We start from the raw sequence: 20,839 nt of genomic DNA on the forward strand, positions 1-20,839 counted from the left end.
AAACGCCATGCGCGATCCATTTCTACCAAAGACCTTGCCTGCCTTACTTTGGCTCGGTGAGCATCAAGAGAACGATTAGCGTTCTCTGAAACAGCTCCCGGGCCTCTCTCACAATCTCACAAAAAATCGTTGTGCCGATGCTGCAATGCATCTGTACTGCTACGCCATGCATTTTTCGGCAATCACCGCCGAGACAGGAGCTTTTCCGATGAATAACCAACGTTGTGTCACGCAGGCGGATGCTTCCGCCCTAGCCCATCTTTCCGACTATTTAGAACGCGGCAGCGAAGTTGAATGCGAATGGGCCGATCAGTTACAAGACCTGATCGCCACCGCCTTTATTTTGCCCGCCGGTGTACGCGATGAAAGTTACGTCGCATTGCACACGACGGTCACGTATAGCGCACCGGGGGCGAAAGATAGTCACTCGGTGAAAATTGTGACGCCAGCGGATGCTGATCCGGGCCGTGGGATGATTTCGGTGGTCACGCCAATCGGCATGGCGTTGATCGGCAGAAAATTGTCTGAGATTGTCGACGTATCCTTGCCAGCCAACCGCAGCGAAAAAATCGCGATACGTGATCTGGCATTTGATGACAATAATGCGGCTAATGACGTGTCGCTGCAAAACGCTAAGGCTTGATATTTACAACACATTGGCAAGTGTTGATGCGAACCGCCTGCTCCGAGAAAGGCTGTAGATGGCTCTCGGAGCGCAGGTCAACAAACAATGCTCAGGTATCGCACATACTGCAATTAAAGCCTTTGCAATTGTGCAGCACGCTACTACGCGCAGAACCGGTATGCGCGCCCGGACCGCCCGCGCCCATACCTGCCAACTGCTCTGCCCCATTGCGCGGCTTCCAGCGCTGATTGACTTTCACCGCGACATGACTGGCCCCCAACAAAGGCGCGGCAGCCGTTTCTTGCACGCAATAAGGGCAAGTAATATCGGTATGCAAAGCGTGCAGGCGCAACAGCTTTTCGAATATGCCATCGCAATGACTACAGCGGATATCGTAAAGAGGCATCGTATTTCCATCCCAAAATAACATCGAACCGATCAGCGCCGCGTTGCATCGTATGCGGCACTGATTCGCATGACTGACTAATTGCTATCGCGCCTAACGGCCCCAATACGCTTTATCGTTCAACATGCCTTTAGGCGTGATGTCCTGATCGAAGATCGACGTCGGCAACGATACCGTACACGCGCAGTTTGGAATATCGACAATCCCGCCGATCCGCCCTTCCACTGGCGCAGCGGTCAGCAGCATATACGCCTGACTGCCGGTATAGCCGAAGTGGGTCAGATAATCGATGGCTTTAAGGCAAGCCTGACGGTAGGCGACGGTCGCATCAAGATAATAATTAACGCCATTCTCAACGCTGATACCTTCAAAGGTCAGCCATTGCTCGTAATGCGGTTTGACGATACTAGGCATAAAAATCGGCGATGTAATATTGTATTTCGCCATGCCACCTTTGATCAGATCGAAACCGACATGACTGACGCCATCCATTTCAATCGCGCCGCAAAAACCGATCTCGCCATCGCCCTGTGAGAAATGTAAATCACCCATCGAAAAGCCCGCGCCTTTGACATACACCGGGAAGAAAATCCGCGTGCCAGCCGACAAATCCTTGATATCGGTATTGCCGCCGTGTTCGCGTGGCGGCACTGTGCGCGCCGCTTCCCGCGCCATGGAGTCAAATTGTGGGCCGCGCAGACCGCGCAAAACTGCCGTGCTTGGATCAGGCGGTTTGGCCAGACCTTTGGCAGCCAGCGGCGCTTCGCGACGGTTCCATTCAGCCAGCAAATCATGCGAAGGCAAACAACCCATCAAACCGGGATGCGTCAATCCAGCAATCCGCACGCCGGGAATATGACGCGAGGTGGCGTACAAACCTTTCAAATCCCAGATTGCTTTATCTGCATTAGGAAACATATCGGCCAGAAAACCGCCGCCATTCTCTTTCGCAAACACGCCAGAAAATCCGACTGGTGTGATCGGTTTGATGTCCAGCAAATCAATCACCAGCAAATCGCCCGGCTCTGCGCCCTCGACATAAAACGGCCCTGTCAGCGGATGAGCGCGGGTCAGGTCAACATTTTGCACATCGGATACATCGTCGTTATCTTTAATCTGCGCATCCAGAAAATCCAGTGACTCAATCATGATCGATTCGCCCGGTTTTACCGACGACAAAAATGGAATATCCGGATGCCAGCGGTTATGACCTAGTTCTGCTTGTTCTGCCAATGGTACGCCGGGTTTAATCTTGAAATGTTGCATACGTATCTCCTAATGAGTGACGAAAAATGAGGGCAAAAGGTCAGGCATTCGGAATGCCGTCAATCGGGCATTCCGGCGTTCCGGCAGTGCTACGCGTCAAAGCCTCGACTTGCAGGCGTGCCGCTTGTGGATCGTTGATCCAGGTTTTATAGAAATCGAACGGACAGTCGGCAACGCCTTCCGGTGCTTCGCCGGAGTTAATCTTGCCGGTATAGCCACGATGCAGCAGCTTGTACAAATGGTTCTGCGATTGCCAGTTGCGGCGCGCATCGCGGATTTGACTGACCGATAATTCGGCGTATTGAATCCCCATTTCTTCAGTCCCGCATTCGCCCAGCGTGCGGCCATCGAAGCCGACGATGGCGGAATGGCCGAAATACGAATACACGCCGTCAAAGCCGGTGGCATTGGCGACCGCGACATAAATATTGTTCATCCACGCCATGCATTTAGAGACCATGACTTGCTGTTCTTTGGCGGGGTACATATAGCCCTGACAGCGCACCACCAATTCGGCCCCTTTCATCGCGCAGTCGCGCCAGATTTCGGGGTAGTTACCGTCATCGCAAATAATCAGGCTGATCTTCAACCCTTTAGGGCCATCCGAGACATACGTCTGCTCACCGGGATACCACCCTTCAATCGGCGTCCAAGGCATGATCTTGCGATATTTCTGCACGATTTCGCCGAGGTTATTCATCAGAATAAGCGTGTTGTACGGCACATTGTTTGGATGATCTTCATGGCGCTCGCCGGTCAGTGAAAACACGCCCCAGACATTGGCGGTGCGGCAGGCATTGGCAAAAATATCCGTCTCTTCACCGGGAATCGTGGAGGCCGTTTCCATCATTTCAGTCGGGTCGTACATAATCCCATGGCTGGAATACTCGGGGAAAATCACCAGATCCATACCGGGCAAGCCCTGCTTCATGCCGACTACCATCGCGGCGATCTTGCGCACGTTGTCCAACACCTCTGCCTTGGTATGCAAGCGTGGCATTTTGTAGTTCACCACCGCAACACCAACCGCGTCTTTGCTGCCCGAAATATCACCATGTCTCATCGCTTCTCTCCCGTTACTTTCTCGTTATTCTCTCGTGGGTTGTTCGGATTTATTAAGTCAACTACACCGATAAATAACGACTGATCGTCGCTGCATCGACTCGATCTTTGGTGTCTTCATAGACGAAGCGCCCCTTGTCGATAACTAGAAAACGGTCTGCAATTTCCATCGTAAAACTGAGCACCTGTTCGGACACGATGATCGTCAGTTCGCGGATTTTGCGGATCTCTTTCAGACTGCGCGCAATGTCTTTGATGATCGATGGCTGAATACCTTCGGTCGGTTCATCCAGCAGCAGCACTTTGGGATTAGTCGCTAAGGCGCGGGCAATCGCCAGTTGCTGTTGCTGACCGCCGGACAGATTGCCGCCGCGCCGACTACGCATATCGAACAGCACCGGGAATAAGGCATAAAGTTCTTCGGGCACACGCCCCTGCGCCGCAGCCGGCAAGCCGGTTTGAATATTCTCCAGTACTGTCATACTCGGAAAAATCATGCGGCCCTGTGGAACATAGGCCACGCCACTGGCGACACGCTGATGGCTTTCCATTTTTGCCAGTTCGATGCCATCGATAGTGATGCTGCCGTCACGGGTTGGCAGGATGCCCATCAAGGTTTTAAACAGCGTGGTTTTCCCCATGCCGTTGCGGCCCATGACGGCGACGATTTCCTGCTTGGCAACGTTCAAATTAATGTCATGAATGACTTGGCTCTGACCGTAACCGGAGGCGAGGTGCGCAACATTAAACATATGCATTCCTTGAATGAGGACTTAGTGCCCGAGATAGACTTCGATGACCTTTGGATCGGCCTGCACCTGATCCATGCTGCCTTCGGCCAGAATTTTTCCCTGATGCAGCACGGTCACTTTGTGCGCAATACTTTTAACGAATTCCATGTCGTGCTCAATGACCAGCACCGAACGGCCTTTGCTGATACGCCCCAGTAATTCAGCGGTCTTTTCGCGCTCTGAAACGCTCATCCCCGCAACCGGCTCATCCAGCATTAACAACTCTGGCTCCTGCATCAGCAACATGCCGATTTCCAGCCATTGCTTTTGGCCGTGCGATAGCAAGTCGGCTTGCATGGTCAGATGTTGTTCCAGAAAAATTTCTTTGGCGACCATCTCTACGCGTTCGATCACGTCGGGACTGCGCTTGAATACCAGCGCACCAAAGACCTTCCGACCGCGTGGAAAAGAAATCTCCAGATTTTCAAAGACAGAGAGATTTTCATAGATCGACGGTGTCTGAAATTTACGGCCAACGCCCGCTTGCACAATTTCGTGCTCGCGCATTTTTGTCAGTTCACGATTCTTAAACTGAATGCTGCCCGAAGTCGCCTGCGTCTTTCCACAAATCAAATCCAACACCGTCGTTTTACCTGCACCGTTAGGACCGATCACGACACGCACTTCGTTGCGCTGAACGTATAAATTCAGCTTATCTACAGCAGTAAAGCCATCGAATGAAACGGTCAAATCTTCAATCGCCAGCACTGGATGTTCGGTGGATTCAAATCCTATCGGGCCGCTCATTTCGACACCTCCAGATTGCTGCTATTTACGATAGATGGTGACGCTGTTACGGGTTGCTTTTTAACAGGTGCTTCAGGGATAACCGGTGTTGCTTTACGCTTAAACTTTGCCAGCAATTTTTTGCCATGACTGTCGTATAAGCCAGCCAGACCGTTCGGGAAATACATCACCACTACGATGAACAAACCGCCCATCAAAAATAGCCATAGTTCCGGGAATGTCTCGGAGAAAAAAGTCTTGCCGAAATTGACCAGCAATGTTCCGTACACCGCTCCCAGCAAGGACATACGGCCGCCCACTGCTGCAAAAATGACCATTTCGATGGAAGGCACTATGCCGACAAACGACGGCGACATAAAGCCGACTTGCAACGTGAACATCGCGCCACCAATCGCGGAAAATAACGCTGCGACGCAATACACAAATATCTTGAAACTGGCGACGTCATAGCCAGAGAAACGTACCCGCTCTTCTTTATCGCGCATCGCCATCAACAAGCGACCTAATTTGGAGGTCAGGATGATGCGACCAAATACGACGCAACTCAGCAACAATCCAGCATTGATGAAATACAAAATCAGCTTGGCGGAATCGGTGCGAATATCCCACCCCAGCATCGTCTTCAAATCAGTGATGCCATTGACACCGCCCGTCAGACCTTGTTGACCGATAATCAGGATTGACAGAATCGCAGCGATAGCCTGCGTGACGATAGAAAAATAAACATCGCCCACCCGCCGTTTGAACATCGCAATGCCAATAACCAAAGCGATTAATGTCGGCACTGCCAGCACGGCGAGAATAGTGAAAGTGAGGCTGTGAAATGGCCGCCACATCATCGGCAATTGCGTGATCTGATTCCAGTCCATGAAGTCTGGAATTCCCGGCGTGGATTGGATTTTGGTACTGATCGGGTCTGATGCTTCCAGCTTCAGAAACATTGCCATGCAATAGCCGCCCAGGCCAAAGAACACGCCCTGCCCCAAGCTGAGAATGCCGCCATAACCCCAGCACAGCACCAGTCCGACTGCGACGAACGCGTAAGTCAGATATTTGCCGACCAGATTCAGTCGAAAGCTATCGAACAGCAGCGGGAATACCACCAGTAACAACACGCCCAGTATCAGCATGCCAATCGCACCGGATCGCCCGCCTAAACATTTTTCGTATGCGAAATTCATAGTGCGCCTTTAATCGACGGTTGGTGTAGCACGAAGAGAGCGCTCATTTGCGTAGCTTTGCCGAAAACAGACCTTGCGGACGCAGCATCAGGATCAGGATCACGGCGGATAAGGTAAGCACCTTTGCCATCGAACCGGTCAAGAAAAACTCTGCCGTGGATTGGGTCTGGGCTATGGTAAAGGCCGAGGCGATGGTGCCGATCAGACTTTGCGCGCCGCCAAATACGACGACTAAAAAGGTATCCACGATATACAGCGAACCGCTGGTTGGGCCGGTCGAACCGATGGTGGTAAATGCTGCGCCAGCGATACCAGCGACGCCGCAACCGAGGGCAAACGTGCTGCGATCAACTTTGCGCGTATTGATACCGACGGCGCCGCTCATTACTCGGTTTTGCACGGTGGCGCGAACTTGCAAACCCCAGCGCGAACGAAACAGTAATAGAAAGATGCCGCCGGTCAGGATCAGGGTTAGTCCCATGATGAACACACCGTTGATCGGAATATCGATATTCGAAGTCAGTTTGAATGAACCCATCAGCCATTCAGGGAGGGTTGCGCTGACTTCTTTTGCACCGAAAACGGAACGGAAAGTTTGCTGCATCGCCAGGCTCAGTCCCCAGGTTGCCAGCAGCGTATCAAGCGGTCGTTTGTACAGGCGGCTGATCATCAGCCATTCGGCCAGATAGCCGACGCCATAGGCGACGACGAACGATAAAACGATGGCGGCGAAGAAATAATACGGTTGCAAACTGGGTGCATATTGGGTGGTCAGTTGCGATAACAAATACGTGACATATGCGCCGATAGTCAGGAATTCACCGTGCGCCATATTGATGACGCCCATTTGTCCGAAGATGATCGCAAGACCCAATGCCATCAACAACAACACACAGAAAACAGACAGGCCATTGAAGCCCTGCATGACAAAAACGGCACCGAATTCGGATAGCGAAACCATGGTGACTCCTGACGGCACAAAAAAGGAAACTGGACGAAAAATGTGTAAGAAAAAAAGTCAGGCGATGGTGCTGCACGCCTGACTTTTACGACTGCAAAACTATTATTGGTAACCCTTAGGGAAAGGATTAGGTTCGATCATGTCCGACGTATAAACAACTTTGAACTGGCCGTCTTTTTGCGCTTCACCGATGACGGTTTTGCTCCACAGATGATGATTCGGATGAATTTTTACATCGCCTTCAGGGGATGTTTTCAGCTCGATTCCTGGCGAAGCGGCAACGACTTTATCGACGTCAAAACTACCGGCTTTTTCAACAGCTGCTTTCCACAACCAAGGTCCCAGATAGGCGGCTTGGGTAACATCGCCGATGACGGCATTCGCGCCGTATTTGGCTTTGAATTCGGCGACGAATTTCTTGTTAGCTGGGTTGTCCAGACTTTGGAAATATTTCATCGAAGCGTAGAAACCTTCGACGTTTTCACCGCCGATGCCAAGCATTTCATCTTCCGTAACTGAAATAGTCAGCAGGTTCTGGGTCTTAGCAGTGACGCCAGCGGCCTTCAATTGCTTGTAGAACGCCACGTTACTGCCGCCAACCACGTCAGCAAAAATTACGTCTGGTTTTTTCAGTTTGATTTTGTTGATCAAAGAACCGAATTGCGTGTTGCCGAGTGGGTAGTACTCTTCGCCGACGACGGAACCTTTCAGGACGTTTTCGATATGTTTGCGCGCAATTTTATTTGACGTGCGTGGCCAGATGTAGTCAGAGCCGACCAGAAAGAACGTTTTGGCTTTCTTTTCTTTGGCGACCCAGTTCAGGCCAGCCAACACCTGCTGCGTGGCTTCTTGTCCGGTATAGAAAACGTTCTTCGATTGCTCCAGACCTTCGTAAAAAGTTGGATAGTAGAGCAAGCCGTTTTCTTTTTCAAAGATCGGCAATACCGCTTTGCGTGAGGCCGATGTCCAGCAACCGAAGACGGCGGCAACGTGATCGTTCTGTAGCAATTTCTTGGCTTTTTCAGCAAAAGTTGGCCAGTCACTGGCGCCATCTTCTTGAATAATCTTGATCTTGCGACCCAAAATACCGCCAGCAGCGTTGATCTGTTCAATCGCCAGACGCTCGGCCTGAATCGAACCTGTTTCACTGATCGCCATCGTGCCGGTAGCCGAATGCAACTGACCGACTGTTACTTCAGTATCAGTGATCGCCAGCTTGGTGGTATTGACTTTGGCGGTCGGAAATTGTTGCGCAAAAACCGTCAGTGGCAGCAGCATGGCAGCGCTGGCCGCCATTCCCATCAACATTTTGCGACGGCGGAATGACGTTAAAGAGTGAGATGAACGGTGCGACATGCAGTGCTCCTTGAGAACGATGGACTAAAGAAATCGGTTGGCGTTTTGAATTTGCGCTAATCGGAACGCGTTGGATTGGAGAGTAAGTTTTGCGCCGCAGTGCAGCAATACGTTATTTGACGTAAGAAGCCCGCACTGAATCGGTGCGCCAATGGCGTGAAATTGGGGTGGTGAGAGGCATGCAAAGCCAAAAAATGGCTGAAATACGCATGCGGCCTACGTCAAATGACGTATAAGCGAGGCCGCTCACTGGTGTGGAAATTGCTTAAGTGTAGAGACAAAACAACGCCATTTAGCCGTAGCAAAAGAGGACCGAATTCCGTGAAAGCCCCTGCCACCCAGCGCATCGTCAAAGTCCGGCGCGATTACAACACCTGGGTCGCCAACGAGACGCTGGAAGACTACGCGCTGCGGTTTACACCACGCTCCTTCCGCAAATGGTCAGAGTTTCGACTGGCGAATACCGCCTTGGGCGCGGTGTCGTTTCTGGCGCTGGAGGCGATCAGCGGCGCGATTACGCTGAGTTATGGCTTCACTAACGCTTTCTGGGCCATCATTTGTGTGACGCTGCTGTTTTTTCTGACGGGCTTGCCGATCAGTTATTACGCGGCGAAATACGGCGTGGATATGGATTTGCTGACACGCGGCGCGGGATTCGGCTATATCGGCTCGACCATTACGTCGCTGATTTATGCGTCATTTACATTTATCTTTTTTGCACTGGAGGCGTCGATCATGGCGCAGGCGGTCGAGCTGTATTTCGGCTTGCCGTTAGTGCTGGGCTACATTATTTGCTCGTTGATCGTGATTCCGATGGTGACTTACGGGATCACACTGATTAATCGCTTGCAGATGTGGACTCAGCCAGTATGGATTGTGTTGCTGCTGCTGCCGTACATCGCGGTCTTGCATAAAGAACCGGATGCGGTCGCTAACTTAATGTCTTTTGCCGGACGGGCTGAGGATGGCACGGCATTTAACGTCGTGCTGTTTGGCTCGGCTGCGACAGTGGCATTTTCGTTGATCGCGCAAATCGGTGAACAAGTCGATTTTCTGCGCTTTTTGCCGGAGAAAACGCCCGCAAATCGGGTCCGCTGGTGGAGCGCATTATTGCTGGCTGGTCCCGGCTGGATTTTAATCGGCGCAGCTAAAATGCTAGGCGGCGCTTTATTGGCGTATCTGGCAATTCAGCACGAAGTACCGATGGAAAAGGCAATCGAGCCGACGCAAATGTATCTGATCGGCTATCGCTATGTATTTTCCGACCCGGCCTGGGGATTGGCTGCGGTGGCGGCATTTGTGGTGGTATCGCAAATCAAAATTAATGTCACCAATGCTTACGCCGGTTCGCTGGCATGGTCGAATTTCTTTGCGCGTCTGACACATAGCCATCCCGGGCGCGTGGTCTGGTTGGTCTTCAATGTTTTGATCGCCGTGTTGCTGATGGAGTTGGGCGTATTTAATGCACTGGAACATGTATTGGGCCTGTATTCGCTGGTCGCGATTTCGTGGATCGGCGCGGTGGTCTCTGATCTGGTGATCAACAAACCGCTAGGCTTAAGTCCGCCGCATATTGAATTTAAACGTGCGCATTTGTATGACATTAATCCGGTCGGCGTCGGCGCAATGCTGTTAGCGTCGGTGTTGTCGGGGATTGCGATGGCGGGCGTGTTTGGCGTCGTCGCCAAAGCGATGTCGCCGTTTATTGCGTTGGGCAGTGCGTTGCTGATTGCGCCGATCATCGCGTGGCTGACGAAGGGCCGCTATTATATTGCGCGCCCGAATACGTTGATGGATGAGACCGATACGGCGCTTAACGAAAACACGCACGCACAATTAGAGTGCGTGATTTGCGAAAAGCAATTTGAGACGCCGGATATGGCGCATTGCCCAGCCTATCAAGGCGCGATTTGTTCGCTATGCTGCTCGCTGGATGCGCGTTGTAATGACCGCTGCAAGACCGATGCGCGGATGCCGGATCAAATTTTTAATGCATTGCGCCGGATATTGCCGGTACGGTTTACCCGCAAATTAAATACGCGGATAGGGCACTATCTGATCGTCTTCGGCCTGCTGTCAGCAGGACTGGCCCTGATTTTATGGACGTTGTATTACCAGCAAGTCGTGCCGGTGGCCGGAGTTGCGTCCACGCCCGCATCGATGTCCGAGGTTTTTATTAAATTGTTTGCGGTATTAATTGTGGTTACTGGCGTCGGCACATGGTGGTTGATTCTGACCAATGAAAGCCGCAAAGTGGCACATGAAGAATCCGAGCGCCAGACCAATCTGCTGCTGCAAGAGATCGAAGCGCATAAACAAACCGATAGCGAATTGCAACGCGCCAAAGAAGCGGCAGAGGCGGCAAATTTAGCAAAAAGTCGCTTCGTGACAGGGATGAGTCACGAATTACGCACGCCGTTGAATAGCATTCTGGGTTACGCGCAAATTTTGCAACTGGACGCGGCGTTGCCAGCAGGCAGGCGCGATGCGGTTGGCGTGATTCGTAGCAGCGGCGAACATTTGTTGAGTCTGATTGACGGCCTGCTCGATATTGCACGGATAGAAGCAGGCAAAATGCGACTGGCATCCGACGAGGTGCCGCTGAACGAATTTTTGGATCAGATCGTGGATATGATCGCACCACAAGCTGCCGAGAAAGGCTTGCAGTTTCAGTTCGATAAAGGCGAACGCATGCCAGAGGTGGTGCACGCCGATCAAAAACGTTTGCGTCAGATTCTGATTAATCTGCTGGGCAATGCCGTCAAGTTTACTGATAGCGGAAGCGTGACATTACGAGTGCGTTATCTGCGGGAAATGGCGTACTTCGATATCGTCGATAGCGGCATCGGCATCAACGCCGAAGACCTGACGCGGATATTTCTGCCGTTTGAGCGCAGCGATGCGGCCAATCTGCGTGAGGATATCGGCACCGGTCTGGGTCTGGCGATCAGCAGCATGCTGACCCATATCATGGGCGGCCAACTTACAGTCAAGAGTGAAATCGGCATCGGCAGTACGTTTCAGCTAAAGATTTACTTGCCGCAAGTAAATGTTCCGCGTCCACGCTTGAAACTGGAAGATCAAATGTCGGGCTATCGCGGTGCTAGAAAACGCATTCTGATCATTGACGACCAAGCCTCGCAGCGGGCGGTGTTGCACGCCATTTTGTCGCCATTGGGTTTTGTGATTGCGCAAGCTGATAGCGGAGCCGCAGGGTTGGCAGCGATTGCGGCGCAATTGCCTGATTTGGTGCTGCTGGATATTTCTATGCCGATCATGGATGGCTGGGCGGTCTGCCGCACGATACGCGCGCGCGGTCATGCGCAGTTGCCGGTGATCATGGTATCGGCCAGCGCGATCGATGGCGGACCGGAACGTCTGGAAACGGCGCTGCATACCGATTTTGTCGTGAAGCCGGTATCGTTTAATGAACTGCTATATAAAATCCGGCTGCATCTGAAACTGGATTGGATTGCAGGACCAGCACCGACACCAGTGACGCTAGCCCCGTTGCCTGTGCAGACAAAAGTAATGTTTCTCTATCCGTCGCAAGAAAAGCTCGACGCGTTGCTGGCGCTGGGAGAGATCGGCTATGTCAAAGGTATTTTGCAACGGCTAGATGAGATCGCCGCACAAGATCAGGCGTATTTGCCCTTCACCAACGAGATGCGGGGCCTGGTAAAGCGGTTCCGGCTGAATGATTTTAATAACCGTATTAAGGAGATGATGCGTGATGATGTCGACAAGGTTTGACAGACACGTGGTGCTGATCGTCGACGACGTGCCGGACAATCTGGCGGTGTTGTCGGATGCATTGGATGAAAGCGGGCATATCGTGTTGGTCGCAACCGACGGTGCCAGCGCGCTGGAACGATTGCAACGTATTACCCCGGATTTGATTCTGCTGGACGCGGTAATGCCGGGCATGGATGGCTTTGAGACTTGCCGTCGGATCAAACTATTAAAACATGTCGATCACGTGCCGGTTGTGTTTATGACCGGGCTGACCGAGACCGAGCACGTGGTAAAGGGTTTTGAGGTCGGCGGGATCGATTACGTGACTAAACCGATACGCCCGCAAGAGGTGGTGGCCCGTATCGGTGCGCATATCAAGACCGCGCGCATGATGGCGCAAGCCAAAGGCGTGATCGATGCGCTGGAAGAAAAAATGGCTGTGCAACCAGCTACCCTTTCGGCATCGGGATTGATACCAGCGTTGGAGCAATATCGGCTTACCCCGCGTGAAACCGATGTGCTGAACTGGTTGGCGAAGGGTAAAACCAATCGCGATATTGCGGAGATTCTGGGCATGAGCCCACGTACGGTGAACAAACATCTGGAGCACATTTTTATTAAGCTGGGAGTGGAAACCCGCTCTGCCGCCGCTGGCATGGCGCTTAATCGTCAGCAGGTCAGCCATTGATGAATCATTGATCTGTCATTAGCAGCGCGGTATTGCGAAGACGAGGCTAGTCGGACCGCTGTCTATAGATAGACCAGATAGCCGACTATAATGAGCAATCAATTTCTTTGCTCGACCAACGTCCATGCCCTTTTCTCTCGATAAACTGCTCGTCATCGGTATTTCTTCCCGCGCCTTGTTTGATCTGGAAGCGGAAGAAGCTATTTTTCGCACGCAGGGGTTAGCGGCGTATCAGCAGCATCAACTACTGAATGAAAATCAGATTCTGAAACCCGGCGCGGCGTTTGCGCTGGTCAAGGCGTTGCTGAAGTTAAACAAACTGACCCCAGATCAACGTTTGGTCGAAGTCGTGATTATGTCGCGCAATTCGTCCGAAACGTCGATGCGCATTTTTAACGCAATCAAACATTACGAGCTGGATATCACACGGGCAGTATTGTCCGGCGGCGCGTCGCTGGCACCTTATCTGCATGCCTTTAATGTCAGCCTATTTTTGTCGCTGCATGAAGATGACGTGCAGGCGGCCATCAATTCGGATACACCCGCTGCGCTGCTGTATCAAATGCCGATCCATCAAAGTGCTGACGGCGACGTTCAGGAGCTGGATCAGATTCGCATCGCATTTGACGGCGATGCGGTGATCTTTTCGGATGAATCAGAGCGCATTTTTCAAGCCAGAGGGATTGAAGCTTTTGAGCAGCACGAGCGTGAAAACGCGTTGAAACCGCTGCCAAAAGGTCCCTTCGCACGATTGCTGATGGCGTTATCGTTTATTCAGAGCAATTTCAAAAATCCCGATGGCCGCGCTGCGCCGATCCGTACCGCGCTGGTGACGGCACGTTCGTCGCCAGCCCACGAACGGGTGATCCGCACATTACGCGCCTGGGATGTCACCATTGATGAAACGTTCTTCATGGGCGGCGTCGCCAAATCAGACGTGCTGGCTGCCTTCAGACCGCACATGTTTTTTGACGATCAACCCGGTCACTGCGAACGCGCATCGCCGCACGTGCAGACCGGCCGGGTGCCGATTAAATGGCAAGAAAATAAAGACGCAGCGGATTGATAACACTAGCCTGCGCCTATTTTCTCGCAATCAGGCAGTGGGCAAGATGTAATCCTTGAACTGCTCACGCAACTTATTCTTCAACAATTTACCGGTTGCGCCGATGGGCAATGCTTCGACGAAGACAACATCGTCCGGGGTCCACCATTTGGCGATTTTGCCCTCGTAAAATGCCAATAATTCTTCTTTGGTGACTTCGGCGTCCGGTTTTCTGACGACCAGCAGCAATGGCCGCTCATCCCATTTCGGATGGACCACGCCGATGCAAGCGGCGATCTGCACGGCGGGATGCGCCATCGCAATATTTTCCAGATCGATGGTGCCGATCCATTCACCGCCGGATTTGATCACGTCTTTACTGCGGTCGGTGATCTGCATGTAACCATCGTGATCTATGGTTGCCACGTCGCCGGTCGGAAACCAGCCATCTTCCAAAACATCGCCGCCTTCATCTTTAAAATACGCGTCGATGATCCACGGCCCTTTCACCAGCAAATTACCGTAGGTTGTGCCGTCCCACGGCAAAGCGTTGCCATCGTCATCGACGATTTTCATATCGACGCCAAAGATGGCGTGCCCCTGCTTTTGCAGAATGGCTTCTTGCTGCTCGGCTGGCAACAACAAATGCTTGTTTTGTAAGGTGCCGCTGGTGCCGAGCGGCGACATTTCGGTCATGCCCCACGCATGGATAACTTCGATGCCGTATTGATTGCGCAAGGTTTTCATCATCGCAGGCGGACAGGCCGAGCCGCCGATGACGGTGCGCTTAAACGTCGAAAAGGTGAGTTTATTCTGCGCCATATACGTCAGCAAACCCAACCAGACTGTCGGCACTCCGGCGGAAAAAGTGACCTTTTCCTGCTCGAACAATTCATACAACGACTTACCATCCAGCGCTGCGCCGGGCAAGACCAGCTTGGCACCCGTCAGCGGTACGGCGTAAGGCAAACCCCAGGCATTGACGTGAAACATCGGCACCACCGGCAAGACCGTATCGCGCCCGGAGACATTCAGACTATCCGGCATGACCGACGCGTAAGAATGCAGCAGCGTCGAGCGATGCGAATACAGTGCACCTTTGGGATTGCCCGTAGTGCCGGAGGTGTAGCACAAACTGGAGGCAGAATTTTCATCGAACAGCGGCCATGCATAGTCGTCGGAACTGGCGTCCAGCAATTCTTCGTAGCACAACAAATTGGGGATTTTGTGATCCTGCGGAATCTGGTCGCGATCACAGAGGACGATATAACCCTTGATGGTTTTTGTCAGCGGCGCGATGGCTTGAATGATGGGCAGAAAGCAGGCGTCAAACAGCAAATACGCATCCTCAGCATGGTTCGCGATGTAGGCGATCAACTCAAAATGCAGACGCGGGTTGATGGTATGCAACACCGCGCCAGAACCGGAAATGCCGTAATACGCTTCCATGTGGCGATAGCCGTTCCATGCCAGTGTGGCGACCCGATCGCCCATTTTTACGCCGAGCGTCTTCAGCGCATTGGCCAGCTTCCGTGCGCGCCGATGGCAATCCCGGTAGGTGTAGCGGTAGATATCGCCCTCAACCCGGCGCGAGACGATTTGGTTATCGCCAAAATGGCGATCTGCGTGGATGATAATGCTTGAAATCAGCAGAGGCTGACGCATCATTTGGCCCATTAAAGGGCTCTTTAGATATTCTGACATTTGCGTCTCCGGTAACGACATTTGCGGCAGCGCTGAAAAATCAGCGCTGAACCGTCAGCACATTTACATTTTGATCAAGACTGATATTACTAGGACTTATCGCCACTTCACTAGGAAAAAATAGGGTTGCTGTGGCGGCTTGTTTGGGACTTGCCAGTGGCCTCATTGATGTTAAGGAATAGCGTGAGGCAGAATTGCATGTCCACTATCGCTAAATCGTCGGCAGGGTGAATATTTGATCGAAAAAAAGCCCGGATTATCGCGTTTAGGCGAAAAATCCGGGCTTTTTATCCGTTCTGTATGCGAAAACTTAGCTTGCCGCACACAGAACTACTATTACGGCCTGCGATTACGCAAGCCTGAGCACTTTACAATCAACGCTCAGAAATGGCATCCACTACACACAACGCTGTCATATTGACGATACGACGGACCGTCGCCGATGGCGTCAGAATGTGTACCGGCTTGGCGCAACCCAACAGAATTGGACCGACTGCGACACCGTTACCGGAAGTCGTTTTCAGCAAGTTATAGGCGATATTGGCAGCGTCGATGTTAGGCATCACGACCAAATTAGCGTCTGCTGTCAAGGTTGAATCTGGCATTACTTTTTTCAGTAAAGCCCGATCCAAAGCTGTATCGCCATGCATTTCACCGTCGATTTCCAGATCCGGCGCACGTTCACGCACAATCGCTAACGCCTTACGCATTTTTTGCGCAGACGCACTATTGCTGGAGCCGAAATTGGAATGCGACAGCAACGCTGCGTGTGGCTTGATACCGAAACGCTGCATTTCTTCCGCTGCCAGAATCGTGATTTCTGCAATTTGTTCAGCAGTTGGATTTTCATTGACGTGCGTATCGACTATCACCAATTGGCGATTCGACAAAATCAATGCATTCATCGCTGCGTAGACATTAACGCCCTCACGACGGCCTAATACTTTGTCGATGTAGGTCAAATGCAAATCATGCGTTCCGTAGGTGCCGCAGATCATGCCGTCAGCATGGCCCTTGTGAATTGCCATCGAACCGATCAGGGTATGACGGCGACGCATTTCAAGCTTTGCGTATTGCTCGGTCACGCCTTGACGCTTGGTCATTGCCAGGAATGTCTGCCAGTAATCGCGATAGCGCTCGTCGAAGTCAGGATTGATGACTTCAAAATCGACATCGACTTTGAGGCGTAAACCGAAACGCTCGATACGCTGCTGCAACACGGCAGGACGACCGACCAGAATCGGTTTAGCCAGGTCTTCATCGACCACGATTTGGACCGCACGCAGTACGCGCTCTTCTTCACCTTCGGCAAAAACAATCCGTTTTTTCCCAGCCGGTGCTTTCTTGGCAATCTGGAACAGCGGACGCATGAAAGTACCGCTGTGATACACGAACTGTTGCAAGCGGCCGATATAGGCATCCATATCCGAAATCGGACGCGAAGCCACGCCAGATGCTTCAGCGGCTTTTGCAACGGCTGGCGCGATCTTGATCATCAGACGTGGATCGAATGGCTTCGGAATAATGTAATCCGGGCCGAATGACATATTTGCGATACCGTAGGTTGCCGCGACAACATCCGACTGCTCGGCTTGCGCCAGTTCTGCAATCGCGTGGACAACCGCGATTTCCATCTCACGCGTAATAGTGGTTGCACCGCAATCCAACGCGCCACGGAAAATGTACGGGAAACACAATACGTTATTAACCTGGTTTGGATAATCCGAACGACCGGTTGCCATGATGACGTCATCGCGTACTTCTTTGACATCTTCGGGAAGAATTTCAGGATTTGGATTTGCCAGCGCCAATACGATAGGACGCGGTCCCATTACCTTGACCATATCTTGCTTAAGCACGCCGCCAGCGGACAGGCCAAGGAAAATATCTGCACCCGGCATCAGATCAGCCAGTTTGCGGGCATCGGTTTTGCGGGCGAAACGCAATTTGTCCGGATCCATCAGTTCGACCCGGCCTTCGTAGACCACGCCAGCCAGATCGGTGACGAAAATATTTTCAATCGGGAAGCCAAGATCAACGATCAGGTCAAGACAGGCAAGCGCTGCAGCGCCCGCACCGGAGACAACCAATTTGCAATTTTTGATATCTTTACCGACGACTTTCAGACCATTCAGAATCGCCGCGCCGACAATAATCGCAGTGCCGTGCTGATCGTCATGGAAGACCGGGATCTTCATGCGATCGCGCAATTTACGCTCAATTTCAAAGCATTCCGGCGCTTTGATGTCTTCCAGGTTAATACCACCGAAAGTCGGCTCCAGCGAGGCGATGATGTCGCACAGTTTGTCTGGATCGGTTTCGTTAATTTCGATATCGAAAACGTCGATACCGGCGAATTTCTTGAATAGAACGCCCTTGCCTTCCATCACTGGCTTCGATGCCAGCGGGCCGATATTACCCAGGCCAAGAACAGCAGTGCCGTTGGTGATGACGGCAACCAGATTGCCACGCGCTGTATAGCGGAATGCATTGGCCGGGTCGGCGACGATTTCTTCGCACGCGGCAGCAACGCCGGGAGAGTAGGCCAACGCCAGATCGCGCTGCGTGGTCAATGTCTTGGTCGCAGTAACGCTGATCTTGCCCGGCGTCGGGAACTCATGATATTCAAGTGCAGCTTGACGCAATTGTTGGCGAAGTTCTTCTTTTGTATCAATCATCGAATCCATGCTGCTGTCCCCAAATAGTTCATGTGAAAGGACGGTAATTCTAGCAGACTGCACGCGTCAACTTATGCGTTTTTGGTATGAACTGCCTCTCTCATAAGTACAATCCACATCGCCATTTTTGTGTATGCGGACCACGGCAGTCAAAGAAAAAAACTATGATCAATAAATACTAAATAATCAATATCTATCAAGCAACAATGTGTCATCATCGTATTTAACCGATGGCGAACATTGATTAAAGAACAGGCATTCGCCCTAGCCGGTTCCGCGAATCCGCATTATCATCACGCCCAACCGACTCACTCAGAAACCATCATGAAACCAATCATCATCATCGGCGCGGGCATGGCCGCCTATACCCTAGCCCGCGAATTACGCCGTCTGGACAAAGTTATTCCATTGACAATCATTACCGCAGACGACGGCGGTTATTACTCAAAACCGATGCTGTCGAATGCGTTCGCACAAAAGAAAGTCGCCGCGCAACTGATCACGCAAAGCGCCACCCAAATGGCCGAGCAACTACAAGCCACTGTCCTCCCTGGCGTGCAAGTCAACAACATCGACAGCACCGCCAAGATACTAGACACCAGCGCCGGTCCGTTCGAATACGACAAACTAGTCCTGGCCGTAGGCGCACAACCGATCCGCCTACACATCGACGGCGACGCCAGCGACACCGTACTGTCAGTCAATCACATCATCGACTACGCCACATTCCGCACCAAACTACTACCGGAACACCGCGCCTCAGCCCGCGTAACCATTCTGGGCGCAGGCCTGATAGGTTGCGAATTCGCCGACGACCTCGCAGCCCACGGCCACGCAATCACCCTGATCGACCCGAACGCCCTGCCATTAGCAGCCCTGGCAGCCCCGGCATTATCCCAAGGCCTGCAAAAAGCCCTGACCTCACGCGGCATAAATCTGCACCTAGGCACAACGGCCACCCGCATCGACCACGCTGGCGAAGCCCTGCAAGTAACACTAGCCAACGGCGAAACAATCACCACAGACGTAGTCCTGACCGCAGTAGGCCTGCGTCCAGACCTAAGACTAGCCACAGCCGCCCAATTAAAAACCGACCGCGGCATCTTAGTAGATGACCACGGCTGCACCAGCGCAGCAGACATCTACGCCCTAGGCGACTGCGCCGAATACCGCCTAGACAACCAAGGTCGCACCAGTCCCCTACCCTACATAGCCCCAATAATGAGCGCCGCCCGCGCCATAGCAAAAACCCTCACCGGCGAAAACACCCAAATAGAACTAAAAGATGCCCCGGTAATCGTCAAAACTCCAAGCTATCCACTAGCACTGGTCCCACCACCACGCCACGCAATCGAAGGCGGCCGCTGGGAAACAGAGCAAGACGGCGAAAAAACCATCTGCCGCTTCTTCAACGCAGAAAACATCATGGTAGGTTTTGGCGTAGCCCCGCAAGAAGCCAAAGCAAGACAAGCATTACTAGCAGCGCTAGGAACGAAAGCGGATTAAATCAGTTGAAGTAGATGCGACAAGCGCAGCCAAAGTTGAAATTGTTTTTGAAGTAGCAGCTGCGGTTGCTGTTGAAGTGGCAGTTGACCTAGCCGTCATGGGGCGCTGCCGAATTTTTTAGCTGTCACTCGGAAATAGGCGGGAAACACGTTTGAGCGCAGCGAGTTGGTTTCTCGGCCCTCGGGATGGCTAAAAAGTTTGGGAATCCGAAGGGCAGCGTCTTGGCGGTCGCCTTCTTTTTGGTCGCGTTTTCTGCGAGGGCGCCTAGCTGAAGCAAGAACAAAGTGACCGGCTGCCGGGCCGCCACCAGCAAGCATCCACGGAGAGCAAACCCTAATAAATAAAACAGACTAATGTAACTAAGCCAAACTAAACCCTATATATCAGTCCACATCCGCAACAAATTATGATAACTCCCAGTCAACTGCACCAAAGCATGAGCATCCCCCCCGCTTTGATTCAGCCTCTGAATCGCACTATCCAAATCAAACAACAAAGTCCTTTGCGCATCATCCCGAATCATACTTTGCACCCAAAAGAATGAAGCCAACCGCGTCCCCCGCGTAACCGGTTTAACCTGATGCAAACTACTAGCCGGATAAACAATCATATGCCCAGCGGGAAGCTTAACCGTATGCACCCCATACGTATCCTCCACCAGCAACTCACCACCATCATAAGAATCCGGCTCACTCAGAAATAACGTCACCGAAATATCCGTACGTATTTTGGCTCGACTCCCAGGCACCAACCGCACCGCCCCATCCACATGGCTACCAAACTCCATCCCCCCCTGATACAAATTAAACATAGGCGGATAAACATGATGCGGCAGCGTAGCGCTAATAAAAAGCGGATGCCGTTCCAACTCAGCCAAAATAAGATCACCCAGCTCAATAGCAACCGGCGCATGCTCATTAATTTGCAGATTACGCTTAACCTGCGCACCCTGATGACCAGCTGTAGCACGACCGTCAACCCATGCATCCCCGGCAGCATTGAGCTTATCTCGCACCAAAGAAAGTTGCTCGGCACTCAATACGTTGGGGATAGTTAACAGCATGGGAAAACAGCCTTAATAAAAAACA

General features: G+C 52.1%; 16 protein-coding genes. 5 read left to right on the forward strand and 11 right to left on the reverse strand.

Going from position 1 to position 20,839, the window contains the following annotated elements:
• The first annotated feature begins 208 nt into the window (after nucleotides 1-208).
• Nucleotides 209-643, forward strand: a complete 435-nt coding sequence (locus C7W93_RS14410; RefSeq protein ID WP_161539937.1) for a GreA/GreB family elongation factor — start codon at nucleotides 209-211, stop codon at nucleotides 641-643.
• Between the two features lie 91 nt (nucleotides 644-734).
• Here the strand turns inward: C7W93_RS14410 and C7W93_RS14415 are convergent, their stop codons facing one another.
• From C7W93_RS14415 to urtA, 8 genes are all read right to left on the reverse strand, one after another.
• Nucleotides 735-1,031, reverse strand: a complete 297-nt coding sequence (locus C7W93_RS14415; RefSeq protein WP_108440889.1) for an FmdB family zinc ribbon protein — start codon at nucleotides 1,029-1,031, stop codon at nucleotides 735-737.
• A gap of 93 nt (nucleotides 1,032-1,124) precedes the next feature.
• Nucleotides 1,125-2,297 carry a formamidase gene (fmdA, locus tag C7W93_RS14420; RefSeq protein ID WP_108440890.1) on the reverse strand — a complete coding sequence of 391 codons (1,173 nt, stop codon included), beginning with the start codon at nucleotides 2,295-2,297 and terminating at the stop codon, nucleotides 1,125-1,127.
• Between the two features lie 40 nt (nucleotides 2,298-2,337).
• Complete coding sequence (locus C7W93_RS14425) at nucleotides 2,338-3,360, reverse strand: aliphatic amidase (protein ID WP_108440891.1); 1,023 nt, start codon at nucleotides 3,358-3,360, stop codon at nucleotides 2,338-2,340.
• Nucleotides 3,361-3,421: 61 nt separating this feature from the next.
• Nucleotides 3,422-4,111, reverse strand: a complete 690-nt coding sequence (urtE, locus tag C7W93_RS14430) for an urea ABC transporter ATP-binding subunit UrtE (RefSeq protein WP_108440892.1) — start codon at nucleotides 4,109-4,111, stop codon at nucleotides 3,422-3,424.
• Nucleotides 4,112-4,132: 21 nt separating this feature from the next.
• A complete protein-coding gene (gene urtD / locus C7W93_RS14435; protein ID WP_108440893.1) occupies nucleotides 4,133-4,897 on the reverse strand; it encodes an urea ABC transporter ATP-binding protein UrtD in 765 nt (254 codons plus the stop codon).
• Nucleotides 4,894-6,078, reverse strand: coding sequence for an urea ABC transporter permease subunit UrtC (gene urtC, locus C7W93_RS14440; protein ID WP_108440894.1), 1,185 nt, complete (start codon nucleotides 6,076-6,078; stop codon nucleotides 4,894-4,896). The genes urtD and urtC overlap by 4 nt, the downstream gene beginning before the upstream one ends.
• Before the next feature lie 43 nt (nucleotides 6,079-6,121).
• Entirely contained in the window at nucleotides 6,122-7,039 is a 918-nt protein-coding gene (gene urtB / locus C7W93_RS14445; RefSeq protein WP_108440895.1) for an urea ABC transporter permease subunit UrtB, read from the reverse strand.
• Nucleotides 7,040-7,141: 102 nt separating this feature from the next.
• On the reverse strand, nucleotides 7,142-8,395 hold the full coding sequence (gene urtA / locus C7W93_RS14450) for an urea ABC transporter substrate-binding protein (RefSeq protein WP_108440896.1): 1,254 nt from the start codon (nucleotides 8,393-8,395) through the stop codon (nucleotides 7,142-7,144).
• Between the two features lie 321 nt (nucleotides 8,396-8,716).
• Here urtA and C7W93_RS14455 point away from each other — a divergent pair, with 321 nt between their 5' ends.
• The 3 genes from C7W93_RS14455 (at nucleotide 8,717) to C7W93_RS14465 (ending at nucleotide 13,884) form a co-directional block, all read left to right on the forward strand.
• Complete coding sequence (locus tag C7W93_RS14455; protein WP_108440897.1) at nucleotides 8,717-12,148, forward strand: ATP-binding protein; 3,432 nt, start codon at nucleotides 8,717-8,719, stop codon at nucleotides 12,146-12,148.
• Complete coding sequence (locus C7W93_RS14460; RefSeq protein WP_108440898.1) at nucleotides 12,129-12,818, forward strand: response regulator transcription factor; 690 nt, start codon at nucleotides 12,129-12,131, stop codon at nucleotides 12,816-12,818. The genes C7W93_RS14455 and C7W93_RS14460 overlap by 20 nt, the downstream gene beginning before the upstream one ends.
• A 124-nt stretch (nucleotides 12,819-12,942) precedes the next feature.
• Nucleotides 12,943-13,884, forward strand: coding sequence for a 5'-nucleotidase (locus C7W93_RS14465; protein ID WP_108440899.1), 942 nt, complete (start codon nucleotides 12,943-12,945; stop codon nucleotides 13,882-13,884).
• Between the two features lie 30 nt (nucleotides 13,885-13,914).
• On the opposite strand, the gene C7W93_RS14470 is transcribed toward C7W93_RS14465, so the two are convergent.
• Nucleotides 13,915-15,567 (reverse strand): 3-(methylthio)propionyl-CoA ligase, encoded by a 1,653-nt coding sequence (locus tag C7W93_RS14470; RefSeq protein ID WP_108440900.1) that lies wholly within the window; start codon nucleotides 15,565-15,567, stop codon nucleotides 13,915-13,917.
• A gap of 374 nt (nucleotides 15,568-15,941) precedes the next feature.
• Entirely contained in the window at nucleotides 15,942-18,254 is a 2,313-nt protein-coding gene (locus tag C7W93_RS14475; RefSeq protein ID WP_108440901.1) for an NADP-dependent malic enzyme, read from the reverse strand.
• A gap of 315 nt (nucleotides 18,255-18,569) precedes the next feature.
• Here C7W93_RS14475 and C7W93_RS14480 point away from each other — a divergent pair, with 315 nt between their 5' ends.
• Nucleotides 18,570-19,751, forward strand: a complete 1,182-nt coding sequence (locus tag C7W93_RS14480) for an FAD-dependent oxidoreductase (RefSeq protein ID WP_108442131.1) — start codon at nucleotides 18,570-18,572, stop codon at nucleotides 19,749-19,751.
• 376 nt (nucleotides 19,752-20,127) lie between these two features.
• Here C7W93_RS14480 and C7W93_RS14485 read toward each other — a convergent pair whose 3' ends face one another.
• Complete coding sequence (locus tag C7W93_RS14485) at nucleotides 20,128-20,814, reverse strand: Fe2+-dependent dioxygenase (RefSeq protein ID WP_108440902.1); 687 nt, start codon at nucleotides 20,812-20,814, stop codon at nucleotides 20,128-20,130.
• Nucleotides 20,815-20,839: the final 25 nt, after the last annotated feature.

This window comes from Glaciimonas sp. PCH181, from assembly GCF_003056055.1.
Lineage (GTDB): Bacteria > Pseudomonadota > Gammaproteobacteria > Burkholderiales > Burkholderiaceae_D > Glaciimonas.

What these genes read in the sequence shown, in the direction of transcription:
- C7W93_RS14410 (WP_161539937.1), top strand. Translation starts at nt 209, where the DNA reads ATGAATAACCAACGTTGTGTCACGCAGGCGGATGCTTCCGCCCTAGCC.
- C7W93_RS14415 (WP_108440889.1), bottom strand. Translation starts at nt 1,031, where the DNA reads ATGCCTCTTTACGATATCCGCTGTAGTCATTGCGATGGCATATTCGAA.
- fmdA (WP_108440890.1), bottom strand. Translation starts at nt 2,297, where the DNA reads ATGCAACATTTCAAGATTAAACCCGGCGTACCATTGGCAGAACAAGCA.
- C7W93_RS14425 (WP_108440891.1), bottom strand. Translation starts at nt 3,360, where the DNA reads ATGAGACATGGTGATATTTCGGGCAGCAAAGACGCGGTTGGTGTTGCG.
- urtE (WP_108440892.1), bottom strand. Translation starts at nt 4,111, where the DNA reads ATGTTTAATGTTGCGCACCTCGCCTCCGGTTACGGTCAGAGCCAAGTC.
- urtD (WP_108440893.1), bottom strand. Translation starts at nt 4,897, where the DNA reads ATGAGCGGCCCGATAGGATTTGAATCCACCGAACATCCAGTGCTGGCG.
- urtC (WP_108440894.1), bottom strand. Translation starts at nt 6,078, where the DNA reads ATGAATTTCGCATACGAAAAATGTTTAGGCGGGCGATCCGGTGCGATT.
- urtB (WP_108440895.1), bottom strand. Translation starts at nt 7,039, where the DNA reads ATGGTTTCGCTATCCGAATTCGGTGCCGTTTTTGTCATGCAGGGCTTC.
- urtA (WP_108440896.1), bottom strand. Translation starts at nt 8,395, where the DNA reads ATGTCGCACCGTTCATCTCACTCTTTAACGTCATTCCGCCGTCGCAAA.
- C7W93_RS14460 (WP_108440898.1), top strand. Translation starts at nt 12,129, where the DNA reads ATGATGTCGACAAGGTTTGACAGACACGTGGTGCTGATCGTCGACGAC.
- C7W93_RS14465 (WP_108440899.1), top strand. Translation starts at nt 12,943, where the DNA reads ATGCCCTTTTCTCTCGATAAACTGCTCGTCATCGGTATTTCTTCCCGC.
- C7W93_RS14470 (WP_108440900.1), bottom strand. Translation starts at nt 15,567, where the DNA reads ATGTCAGAATATCTAAAGAGCCCTTTAATGGGCCAAATGATGCGTCAG.
- C7W93_RS14475 (WP_108440901.1), bottom strand. Translation starts at nt 18,254, where the DNA reads ATGGATTCGATGATTGATACAAAAGAAGAACTTCGCCAACAATTGCGT.
- C7W93_RS14480 (WP_108442131.1), top strand. Translation starts at nt 18,570, where the DNA reads ATGAAACCAATCATCATCATCGGCGCGGGCATGGCCGCCTATACCCTA.
- C7W93_RS14485 (WP_108440902.1), bottom strand. Translation starts at nt 20,814, where the DNA reads ATGCTGTTAACTATCCCCAACGTATTGAGTGCCGAGCAACTTTCTTTG.